We start from the raw sequence: 11,863 nt of genomic DNA, 5'->3' as shown, positions 1-11,863 counted from the left end.
CTGCTTTATTTAAAAGCCGCTTTTAAAATACCGGCTAAACGTAAACCTGCAATGCCTATCTGCTTTTCTATTACGGGCGCATTATGGTCAATATAAGCCTGTGATATAGTGGCATTCTGAAAAGTATAAACATTGGTGTTTAAATAAGCTCTTGATTGTGTTAGCCAGGCCATTACATCAACTTTTTGTATAGCGGCTATTTGTGCGGGTGTATAGGTGCTATTTGCTTTAATGCAATCGGCAAGTTTTATTTTTTTGTTGTAGATGATATCGCCATCCCATACATGGTGTAAATTATTATTTGGTTTACCGAGGAAAGAAACGGTGGCTTTATTCCCTCCAAGGTCGGTACCATAACCAACATGTAATGGCTGGTGCAGATCGCCCATTAAGTGGAACAGGATAAGCAGGTCGCGTTTTACTGTATCAGCAGTAAGGGTTGCTTTATGCATTAACGCCGTTATAACCCGGTTTAGCTGAAACGCAGCATCACTGCCATGTGTTTTGTAAACCGCTCCCTTATCAATATTAACAAAGTGCCAGCTTTTCATGTAGCCCAGTGAAGCATCACCACGCACATCGTCCATCCAGGTAGCAGCCTGCTCAATATTATAGCTGTTTAAAGCTTGTAGTATTTTAGCTTTGGTAGCCGCATCCAGGTAATTAAAAGCTACTTCGGCTACCATTTGGTGGCCCGCTTTGCCCCATGCAAACACATTGTTAATTGAAGCAGTGAGCGAAATAACCAAAAGAAATGCAATGGTGATTGATCTTTTCATGATTACTGATAAGGTTAGGTTTATTGAAATAAAAATAGGGTTTATTATTTAATAAACCCTATTGCAAATAATATTAAATCTTATAAATCCTTACTTCTGCATCACCATAACGCCATTCATTAACATGGTACTGCCGCCGTTGGCAACAATGTTATATACCTTTTGTACACCTTCGCCTTGTTCGCTTTTTTGCAATACGGTATAGGTTTCATATTTACCGGTAACATCATTTAAACAAAGCACTTGCTGGCCAATGGTAATTTCGCCCATTTTTGCGCTGCCTTGTTTGGTTAGCATAGGGTGGTTAGGTGTGGCTTTCAGTACTTTAGTGTTTAACGCTACATTAATGCCCTCGCTTGTTTTTAACTCTTTTGCAGAGATAAGCACCAGTTGCGTTAAAGCATAGTTTTTAGCTTCGTGGGTAGTGAGTTCTTTTACCTTGGTGATGGATGGCTTGTTTGTAGCCGGGTCAATAATAGTGATCTCATCACCGCTCTTCACATCCTTAAGGAGCTTTTTGGCCCCATTGCTCATGGTTACTTCTTCATCGCCCGGGAAACAGATATCATTACCATATGTAGCCGATTCTTCTTTCATATCCTTGCCGCCGTTCAATACTTTATATTGCTGGAAACTCAACTCTCTCGACAGGATATAAGATAGTTTAAGAATAAAATTCTTCTCCACTTTATTGATGTTATCAATATCGTTAAAGTATTTATCCCAAACTTTTCCATCGGCAGTAAAGTCGGGTACCAAAGCCTGGTAGCGTTTGCCGGTTTCGCTCGTATAAAATACCATCAGGCCAATTTCCTGTAAGCCTTGCTTCGCGATTAGCTTGTACAGGTCGATACGTTTTTTCAAACCATCGCTGCCGGTAATAAAATAGGGCTTGCGGCCCTCATAGCGGTCAAGCACATAAGCGTTATCAAATTTAACGTAGGTGTCCTTATCCAGGTCGGTAATGGTATAAGTTAATGCCTTGTTGTATTCATCCAGTGTTAACGGACGTGGGGTAGGCGTGGTTTGTGCCCGGCTAAAGTTTATGATTGAAAATAAGATTGCTGTAAGTAGTAGTTTGCGCATTGGGTAAAAATATATATTTCATGCCGAATTTATTTCGGCACCCCACATGCTAAGTTACAAACTATGCTTGAACTATATGTATGATGGGGTGCTGAAACGAGTTCAGCATGACAGCTCTTTTTAAGTGATATTATGATAATTGTTTAAAAGCTTCTGCAAATGCCTGCATTTCATCCATACGGCCAATGCTTACACGGCACCAGTCTTTACCGTTAAATTTCCAGTTACGAATACCTACACCACGCTTCATCATTTCCTGCACAAATTGCTTCCCGTCCATTTTTAACGGGAACATCACAAAGTTGGTTGATGATGGGATATATTCGTAGCCTTCGGCTTTCAATACGCTATATAAGTATTCCTTAGAGGCTAAAGTTTTTGCAAGGGCATCTTTTAAAAAGTCTTCTTCACGGTATCCCGCAATAGCGGCGGCAATAGTTGTAGCCGAGATATTAAATGCACCCGGCGTGTAAATTGATAATTTATCAACAGTATCCGGCTGTGCAATAATATAACCCAAACGCAAACCCGCGAAACCGTAAAGTTTGGAGAAGGTACGTGCCACAATAACATTATTGCCTGCTTTTACGCAGCCTATCATGGTCGCTGCCTTTACATCCGGCATATAATCAATATATGCCTCATCAATAAATACGGTAACTTTTTTAGATACGCGCTCGCAAAATGCTTTCAACTTTTCGGTATCCAATACGGTAGCTGTAGGGTTGTTGGGGTTGCAAATATAAACCAGGCCGGTATTGTCGGTAATTTTTGCTTCCATAGCATCCAGATCAAGCTTATAATCGGCTGTTAAAGGCACCTTTACCCATTTGCCTTCAAAAAGCTGTGCATGCGATGGCAGGTCATCATAAGATGGGTCGCCGGTGATGATCTCTTTACCACCTTTGCTGTAATACATGGCAGCGGCAAGTAATAGTGGGGTCGATCCGGAGTCACATAAAACGTTGTCGCGTGTTACACCTTCGTAGTCACATATCTTTTTAACCAGGTCGCCTAGCTGCTGGAAAGGGTATTGGTATCCGGTATCAATCGCATCGGTCAAAGCTTTTTTCGCCGCCGCTGATGGGCCGAAGGGGTTTTCATTGGCAAGCAAACGCGCTTTCATTGGGCCCGGAGGGGCGCTTAAAATAGCGGTCTGGTCGGTAACGCGTTTAAATGGTGCTACGGCTTTTACTTTTGCGGGCATTGCCGACAGCTTCCCAACTGTCCCCGAAAGGAAAGCCAGTCCCCCGGCCATTAATGCGCTGGATTTGATCCAGTTTCTGCGATTGAGTGAATTTGACATGATCCTATAGTTTTTTTCGTTAGTTAATGTTCGTTGTCTATTTATTTACCGGATAACTTACACGCTGCTCAGTTATGCGCCCGTGTACTGCTGTAATCACGCTCCGTGCCGACTCAAACGCCCCTGCCATCCATGCGTTCAGGTAGGTGAGGTGTTCGCCTGCAAAGTATACGTTCTTATCAGGTTTTAACAGTACAGGGTATTGGTTTTTGCGTGTCTCGCTGCTGTAAACCGCCCAGCCACCCAGGCTGTGCTTTGTTTTATGCCAGCTTACCGAAAATGAGTTTTCAAATTCGGCATCATATTGCGGGTGTATCAAGCGGCCTTTTTGTAAAGCCAGCTTCTCGCGATCAGCATAACTTAAATCACCTGTCCGAACCGCTTTCTCATTAAAATTATAATACCCTATCAGGATGCCTTTTTTACTTAAGTAATCGTATGATGGGTAGAATATCTGCGTCAGATCGTTATTGGTATGGGTAATACCGCCATAAATGTGGTCATCCTCTTCCCAAAAGCGGCGCTTAAATTGCATGCCTATCTTACCCGTTTGCATATAGCTGATATAGTCTATAGCGCGGCTTACATCGCCCGAAAAGTTATTGTTTACATTGCTTAATACAGGTAGTGGCAACGTGCAGATGCATAAGTCGCCTTGTAAGGCATGTTCACCCAAAGCATCCTTATAAATTACCCTCACACCTTCCGGCAGGTTGGTAATATTGGTTACCTCGGCGCCAAGTTTCATCATCGTCGCAACTTTGCTTTGTAAGGCTTTGGCTATCATATCCATACCACCTACAGCCTGGAACATGGTCATCTGTAACTCGTAGGTGTATTCGGCAACATTATAAAAATCAGGGTCGAGCAAGCCGGAATGTATCATATCCGCCAACTTGTGCGCTTCGGATACTTTGCCCGGTTTATCACCAGCCCCCGGCGATTCCGCATAACCCCGCCGCGCTGATGCTTTGTACAGCTTATCCGGGTCAAGGCCGCCTTCGGCCATAAGGTATTCTATTACCTTTTGTGCATCCTCTTTGGTTAAAGCGGCATCAAGGTTACCATGATCCATGCTTTTGGCCAGCATTTCGGCCATATAACCACGGGTATCATTATGCACTTCGCGGGCACGCACCTTTTTGTTAGACAAAGGTCCTTTACCTTCGGCAAAATAATAAGCGCCTTCATTAACATTATTATATACCTGGATAGGTACGCCGAGCTCCTTGCAATAGTGCATTGTAAGCTCGTGATGGTGCGGTATGCGAGATGGCCCCGCGTTAAAATACAAGCCATCATCAAATTTGGCAGTAGTGGTTGGTTTATCAGTTTCGGTATTGATGCTGCCATTGCGTATGCTCCAACAACGCCCGCCTGCACGTTCGCGGGCTTCCAGTATGGTGCATTTGTAACCTAATTTGGATAGTTCGTAAGCGCAGGTCATCCCGGCAAGGCCGCCTCCTAAAATAATAATATGTTTGCCATCGCCACTACCTGTAAGGTTAAACGAATAAGTAGGGGCTGGGCGCAGCATCCCCAATGCCATCATAGCCGGGTAAGTGCCACCCGCAAGCATGGCACCTTTACTTAAAAAGCTGCGTCTGGATATAGTTTTCAAGCGTAACTTATTGTGAGGTAAGATTTAATGTTAATTTAAAGATAGTCTTTTTTGTAATTTATAAAAAGCGAGGCTCCTGTTTTTAAGGAAATGATAATTTGATGTGAGCTAATTGTTAACGACTTTCATTTATTAAACAATCAAAGTGTTATAATTTATGAAATTTTTAATTCACCTATAAAATCGATTGATTTTGTAGTATTTAGCTTAACCAGCCGCAGATGTAATAGAATTTTATATAACTTTCGGATAAAGTAATTTTTTAAATGAATATCAATTTTTCACCATTTCCTGTTCTTAAAACCAACCGCGTTACTTTGCGTGAGTTGGTTTTTGATGATGCTCAACAAATAATGCTGCTGCGTAGCGATCCACAGGTCAATAAATTTCTTGGAAGGGTGCCGGCTATTACGATGGATGATGCTTATGCTTTTATTGAGAAGATAGGTAAAGCCATAATAGATAACAGGAGTATGTATTGGGCCATTAATTTAAATAATGATAATACCCTGGTAGGCACCATTTGCCTTTGGAACTTAAACTACGAACTCGATATGGCCGAGATAGGATTTGAGTTGAATACCACTTTCCAGGGAAAAGGAATTATGGCAGAGGCGATAAAGCAAGTTATTGATTATGGCTTCGGGCAAATGGAGTTAAAAGTAATTACAGCCTTGACCGTTAAGGAGAATGAGCGATCAATAAATACACTGCTAAAGCATAGATTTTTATTAGATGCCGATCATAGTTTTGTAACTGAGTCTGAAGCTGATGGATTGCTGGTTTATTACCTGGCAAATTACTGATTTCTTTATAGGTTAACTCCTGATATTTTTGATAAGATTTTATCTGTCAGGATATTATTATAACTTTATCATAATCATCTGTCTGTTCTGTATGCAAGCTGCCCACACCGATAAGAGCCGCTCTGTGGCCTCAAAAGGTAGTGCCAATAACAATACTGGCGCCATGGGTACAAGTATGCCCGCTGTGCCGGCTATGCAACAAAAAGATATCGGACCTGATAAAAAGCAGGAATATAGCCTGCAGCCTGAAGTAAACAGCGTCCCTGCACAATTAGTACGATTTGATTTGGCCGCAATCCCACCTGTTCAAAAGAAGGCAAACAATACCGGCCTGCCTGATAATTTGAAAAGCGGTATTGAGAACCTTTCGGGCTTTTCTATGGACGATACCAGGGTGCACTATAACTCATCAAAACCTGCACAACTAAACGCCTATGCTTATGCGCAAGGCAATAATATACACGTAGCCCCTGGCCAGGAAAAACACGTTGCACACGAAGCCTGGCATGTGGTACAGCAAAAGCAAGGGCGGGTACAAGCCACCATGCAAATGAAGGCCGGCGTTGCTGTTAATGATGACAAAGGATTGGAAAACGAGGCGGATGTGATGGGGGCGAAGGCGTTATCAACAACTACACAATTGCAAAATAAGTTCAATGCTCCTGTAAACTCGCCGGTAGTGACGCAACTGCGCCTTGATACAGATCTCCTAAGCGCAAAAGTAAGGGTAGCCATCGCCGGGGAAACTCATCATGAAATACCTGAAGATGAAGAGCTTGCGGCTTGGAACAGAATAGGTATCAAGGTTAATTATGAGGAAGAAACTATCCCGCTTAATGCCGGTGCGCCTAAACTAAATGAAACTCCCGATCCACCTGAGTTACGACTTTCGTTTGCCTATGCTGCAATGATGGACCGGGTAAGTCCTTACCTTACCGAGATGGCCAAACCTGGCAAAAAAGCTGTTGAGATGGGTGAAACTGCCTATGTGTTAAATTACCTGATGCCAATATTACGGAAAGCGTTAAACGATCATAGCGAAGAACCTGCCGTAGAGGCGTTGAAGGAGGTAAGGGCTGTAATAAAAGGAAACAAGCTTGCATTAGTGCAGGCTGAGGAGGTTTTAAGAGTTAGCCTGGCAAAAAAGATACTGAGGGAACTGGCCACTGTAGAAAAAGCCGTTACCAAGATACATGCCACTACCGGATTTAGGGGTATACCATTGGCAGAAGGGCCCCTCAGAATGGCGCGAAGTAAGGAAATGTATGAACGGATAGTGAATGTTTCCGGGTCCCTGGATAAAACTATATATAAAGTAGGTAATGATCATGCGATAGACATGCGGGGGGTAAAGCCGGCCGCCGGTGTGGTAGTGTTAGAGAAGGCAGCATATAAAACTGAATATCAACTTGTATCTGCTGTAGGTCCGGCCTCAGCTGCAGCACCAAAAGTAAGCGCGGCAGCTTCAAGCCCGGCCAAGCCCCCTGCTAGTGCGCCGGCTCCATTAAAACCCGGCCCAATGGCGGCGCCTGTTCAATCACCAGCAGCATCATCGGGCGCATCACTGCCAGCACCAAAGGGTAACGTGGTGCCAAAGGCACCGTTATCACCATTGGGCAGCGCAGCACCTGTTCTTGTATTACCGGCGCCAGCTTCAGCCAGTGGCCCTGTGAGCTTGCCTGCACGCTCGCCCGCCGCGCTGCCGTCTGCCTCTGTTGAAAAGCCGAAGAAAAGGAAGAAACGGGCGGAACCAGCCGCAGCATCAGCCGCCGCTGCTTCATCAGTTGCACCCGCAAAAAGTACTGCAGATATAAAAATGGAACGGCTGCTCACAATCTTTAATGCAGCGCCTGAGGTTGTAAAAAAAGCAAAGGGATATGTTGCGATAAACGGTGAGATCATGTCTTATTATGTGAATCACAATCCAGAAGAGGTAATAACCAATATCAGTAAAATTCTGACCAAGCGCGGAAGCTGGGGTTGGGGTCGTGACGATGCAACGCAAAAGCTTTATAATGATCTGGCAGCAGAGATAAAGGCAGTTTGATGCATGTACCTATAAATGTTTTAAGCCATTCTTTTTTTGGATATATTTTCAGGTAATTGCATACGGGTGCACGCGTGTGCATAATTATCCCTCATATCTTCAACCATCCTGTGATACTCATACGCGCCTTATTACAGAGCAATACCTCGTGTTCTAACTCGCTGCTTTTAAAAAATACGCTTTTTCCGTTCATGGGCGATATGAGTTGTTCCACGCCATTTTGGTGTATGCACAGCTCGCCGCCATCAACAGCTAGCCAATTAACGTTAAGATACATCACCATACTGTATTGCCTGCTGCTGTTGCTTTTAAACTGATCAAGGTGTTTTTTGTAAAAGCTGCCTATTTCGTATAAGGTATAATGAAATTCGTAGCCGGTAATACCAGTGTAGCAGGTACGGTTCAGATGAGATACAAAGCTGTCCATCAGGTCGAAAAACGTGTTTTCTGTAGCATTGTTGTGTGCACGGTCAAGCCAGTATATTTTGTCGCCCCTTACCAGCGTATTTAATACAGCGAGTGTTTCATTGCCTGTTCCGGCATTATTCAGTTTTCCACCAAAGTATAAGTTTTGCAGGTTAGCGGCCAGGCTCAAGGCCAGTGCATCTTTCAAAAAGGTTTCTGATATGCCAATATTATCCGCTATAAAACTATTTATCAGTTCATCAAAACTATTGTTCAATATTCACGCCGCACTTAATGTACAAGGCCGCTGTTGGTGAAGGTAGCTTTAATTATCTGTAATAAACACTAAGGTTATTTGGCCTCTACGTCGTTCCAATATTGGATCACATCAAAATTATCAAGTACCTGTTGTTTAGCACACCATTTACAATGGCGATGTTTAATACTCATTTGGCTCCAATTGTGAAAACCCAACCGGCAAAACATTAGTTTAAAGGCTCTCATTTCTTGTGTTTTTAATAGTAGATTGCTTTTCATGGGTAGATGCATAGCAATTAATTAGTGCAAGCCAGGTAAATGAGTACTATAATTACGAGTAGCAAACCAAATACTTCTTTATAAGGTTTGTTTGTTGATGCTGTGTTTTTGATCATAAGGCAAAGGTTAGATGTTGATTGAGTAACGTTGTTGATTGCTACAAATTTACAGCTATGCCCTTGGTCGTTAATCAGTGAAAACACCGTACTTTATCAGTATTTTAACGGGATGGATAGAATTTTACGTTAAACGATATGTGTACAAATACGCATCTGTAGTGAAAAGAGTGTTACTATTGCTATAGAGAGGATAAGAAAGCAGTAACATCAATAACCCATTTTTGGGAATACATTTTCAGGTAATCTTCGTGCCCTGCAAGAGGAAATAATTGAAGTTGTTTAGGGCTATGCAGGTTTTGGTAAATATCCTCGATTTCTTTATAGGATACTTTGTCGTCTTTTTGCCCGTACATCAATAATACAGGGCATTTGATGTTTTTAGCATATTGAATAGGATTATGGCCAAAAGCGTTAAAGTTATTTTGTACCCCACCCCAAAATACCAGTAGATTAGCCATAGGAAAACTTGGAATATGCATGGGTTTAAAACGCGCCTGTACAGTTTTGAGCATCGAACCAAACGGGCATTCAATTATTATTCCTTTTACGTCTAATTGTGAATCATTCAAGCATTTCATTATGGCTGCTGCACCCATTGATGTACCGAAAAGAATAATATTTTTCTCTCCAGTGTTCTTAATATAGTCAAAAGCAGTTTTAACTTCGAGGCTTTCAAAAAAACCTATAGTTGTTTGGTTGCCCTCAGAGCCGCCGGAGCCCATAAAATCGACAAGTAAAGTATTGTAACCCAAATTAAGGAACACATCCGCTTCTTTTATAGATCCGGATTTGTCTCCGCTATATCCGTGAAATAAAATTACTGTGCCTATAGGTTTTTCGGCCTTGATGTACCAGCATTCAATCCGTTTGTTACTTTTTAATATGATGGATTCGTATGGTTTATCAGGTAGCCATTTATTCTTTGGCCGAGGGTTATTTATTCCAAATAATAATGTCGTTATCTTATCCGAAACTGAAAGATGAGCTGCGTCTTTTGTTTTTGAGCTTGCAGAAGTGTCAAAATGTGTAAACTTATAAGCATGAAAACAGGCAATTATATTCATCAAGATAAATATAATCATCAAAATAAATAATGATTTTTTTAATGCCCGTCTGTGCTTTAATTCCATTAATGCCTCATAAAATTACCCTAAATATAGAATAATAAATATGAGGCATTATTAAATCTTGTTATTCGCCATCATAAGCTTTCTCCAGATCGGCAATAACTATCTTGTTCATTTTCATCATTGCCTCCATTACGCGGTTGGCTTTTACACGGTCGGTGTCACCCAAAAGCCTGCCCAATGCCGTTGGTACTATTTGCCAGGTCAGGCCAAATTTATCATCGAGCCAGCCGCAACGGTTTGGTTTGCCGCCATCGCCTAATTTATTCCAAAGCATATCAACTTCTTCCTGTGTTTCGCAGTTGATGAAAAATGATGTGGCCGGACTAAACTTTGCGAACGGCCCCGCGCTGAACAGGATAAATTCTTGCCCGTAAATACGCACTGTTGCCGACTTGAACGCGCCCGCGCCGCCAAAGCCTTGTTTGCTTACTACTTCAAAATCGGTAAAAACCGAAGTGTAAAATTCCAGCGCTTCTTCAACGCGGTCTTCAAACCATAAAAACGGAACTATCTTTTGCATGATCTTGTTGTTTAGTGTGGTACAAACTTAGGTTCAGCAAGTTAATTAAAAAAGGGATGATCCCGTCATTTATCGGGGTGAATTGCGCATGCCTGTTATTATCTGTACATGAACAAAATTACTATATTGTGCTTTGTTGAATAAAATATAATGTACTGATGAAGATAAACGCACAACGGTTAAGCCAGCATTTTACCCAAATGAGCCTGATCGGTAAAATAGGAGAGACGGGTACTTGTCGCCCCGCACACTCACCCGAAGAAAAACAAGCCTTTGAACTTGCAGCAAGCTGGATGCAGGCAGCAGGCATGCAAACGCATATAGATAACTTTGGTAATTTGATAGGCAGGCTGGATGGCAGCAAACCCGAACTACCGGTACTAATGCTCGGCTCACACCTGGATTCGCAACCTTATGGCGGCCGTTTTGATGGCGTTGCTGGAGTGCTATGTGCCATAGAGGCCATTACTACCTTAGTCGAGAATGGCATTAAACCCGAGCGTAGCATTGAGATCGTTTCCTTTGCCGATGAAGAAGGCTGGCGCTTTAAAAAGGGATTATTTGGCTCTAAAGGTATTTTAGGGATGCTGGAAGAAGGCGACCTGCAGCGTGCCGACAAAGACGGTATAACCCGCGAGCAGGCGCTTATTAGTTTTGGTTGTGACCCAACGAAGCTCAAAGAATCAGAGTATGCGGCTAACAGCATTTACTGCTTTTTGGAATTACATATTGAACAAGGCCCCGTGCTGGATTGGGGCAATAAACCCATCGGTATTGTTACCGGTATAGCAGGGCCACTATGGCTTACGGTAAAGCTGAAAGGTATGGCCGGGCATACAGGCTCGGTACCTATGCCTTTACGTAAGGATGCTTTATTAGGCGCGGCGAAAGTAATTGTAGGTTTAAATGATATTGTAACTCAGGTACCTGGTGCACCAACAGTAGGTACAGTGGCAACCATCGATGTTTTCCCGGCTTCACGGAATATCATTGCCGAAGAGGTAGTATTTACACTCGACCTGCGCGATATTGACCTGGAACGCCGTAACAACTACGAGAAACAAGTACGCGACCTCATATCGGCTACAGCCGAACAGCACCAATTAACTTACGAGATATCCGTTGATACCATGAGCGAGCCCCGATATTGCGCACCATGGATAAAAGACATTATCCGTGGTGAATGTGAAACCTTGGGTGTTGACGCTCCCGAACTGATGAGCGGCCCTTTTCATGATGCGCTGGCCTTATCTTATGCTTGCGACTACGGAATGATATTTATACGCTGTAAAGATGGCATCAGCCATAACCCTCTGGAGTTTTCATCTGATGAAGACCTTGCCCTGGGTACCGAAATATTATACGGCACCGTTTTAAAAGTGCTTGATAAACAGTAGTAATAGAGCCCCTCATAAACAAAGGGGCTCTCTTTTTTTTGCCTCCCCGATAAAAAAATGCAATCGGTTTCTTTTTTTGATTTAAGTATTGGTTTTTGCGGTTTTATATA

The 11,863-nt window shown here is 42.7% G+C and carries 10 protein-coding genes; 3 read left to right on the top strand and 7 right to left on the bottom strand.

Going from position 1 to position 11,863, the window contains the following annotated elements; translation table 11 throughout:
* Positions 1-5: 5 nt before the first annotated feature.
* The 4 genes from KXQ82_RS18000 to KXQ82_RS17985 all read right to left on the bottom strand — a co-directional run bounded on the left by KXQ82_RS18000 (position 6) and on the right by KXQ82_RS17985 (position 4,792).
* Positions 6-779, bottom strand: coding sequence for a S1/P1 nuclease (locus KXQ82_RS18000; protein WP_219489898.1), 774 nt, complete (start codon positions 777-779; stop codon positions 6-8).
* Between the two features lie 90 nt (positions 780-869).
* The gene (locus KXQ82_RS17995; protein WP_219489897.1) at positions 870-1,865 is read right to left on the bottom strand and encodes a Hint domain-containing protein; all 996 of its coding nucleotides are present in this window, start codon (positions 1,863-1,865) and stop codon (positions 870-872) included.
* A gap of 130 nt (positions 1,866-1,995) precedes the next feature.
* Complete coding sequence (locus tag KXQ82_RS17990; RefSeq protein WP_219489896.1) at positions 1,996-3,171, bottom strand: pyridoxal phosphate-dependent aminotransferase; 1,176 nt, start codon at positions 3,169-3,171, stop codon at positions 1,996-1,998.
* 37 nt (positions 3,172-3,208) lie between these two features.
* Entirely contained in the window at positions 3,209-4,792 is a 1,584-nt protein-coding gene (locus KXQ82_RS17985; protein ID WP_219489895.1) for a flavin monoamine oxidase family protein, read from the bottom strand.
* A gap of 266 nt (positions 4,793-5,058) precedes the next feature.
* Between KXQ82_RS17985 and KXQ82_RS17980 the strand changes: the two genes are divergently transcribed.
* On the top strand, positions 5,059-5,598 hold the full coding sequence (locus tag KXQ82_RS17980) for a GNAT family N-acetyltransferase (RefSeq protein ID WP_219489894.1): 540 nt from the start codon (positions 5,059-5,061) through the stop codon (positions 5,596-5,598).
* A 91-nt stretch (positions 5,599-5,689) separates the two neighbouring features.
* Complete coding sequence (locus KXQ82_RS17975; protein WP_219489892.1) at positions 5,690-7,645, top strand: eCIS core domain-containing protein; 1,956 nt, start codon at positions 5,690-5,692, stop codon at positions 7,643-7,645.
* Positions 7,646-7,736: 91 nt separating this feature from the next.
* Here KXQ82_RS17975 and KXQ82_RS17970 read toward each other — a convergent pair whose 3' ends face one another.
* The 3 genes from KXQ82_RS17970 to KXQ82_RS17960 all read right to left on the bottom strand — a co-directional run bounded on the left by KXQ82_RS17970 (position 7,737) and on the right by KXQ82_RS17960 (position 10,356).
* Positions 7,737-8,327, bottom strand: a complete 591-nt coding sequence (locus KXQ82_RS17970) for a 2OG-Fe(II) oxygenase (protein WP_255563719.1) — start codon at positions 8,325-8,327, stop codon at positions 7,737-7,739.
* 558 nt (positions 8,328-8,885) lie between these two features.
* Positions 8,886-9,836 (bottom strand): alpha/beta hydrolase, encoded by a 951-nt coding sequence (locus KXQ82_RS17965; protein WP_219489891.1) that lies wholly within the window; start codon positions 9,834-9,836, stop codon positions 8,886-8,888.
* 61 nt (positions 9,837-9,897) lie between these two features.
* Entirely contained in the window at positions 9,898-10,356 is a 459-nt protein-coding gene (locus KXQ82_RS17960; protein ID WP_219489889.1) for a VOC family protein, read from the bottom strand.
* A 158-nt stretch (positions 10,357-10,514) separates the two neighbouring features.
* Here KXQ82_RS17960 and KXQ82_RS17955 point away from each other — a divergent pair, with 158 nt between their 5' ends.
* Entirely contained in the window at positions 10,515-11,753 is a 1,239-nt protein-coding gene (locus tag KXQ82_RS17955) for a M20 family metallo-hydrolase (RefSeq protein ID WP_219489888.1), read from the top strand.
* Positions 11,754-11,863 lie beyond the last annotated feature (110 nt).

This window comes from Mucilaginibacter rivuli, assembly GCF_019391655.1.
Classification (GTDB): Bacteria; Bacteroidota; Bacteroidia; order Sphingobacteriales; family Sphingobacteriaceae; genus Mucilaginibacter; species Mucilaginibacter rivuli.
The sequence above is the reverse complement of the archived record's forward strand: the minus strand, read 5'-3'. Positions and strand labels throughout refer to the sequence as shown.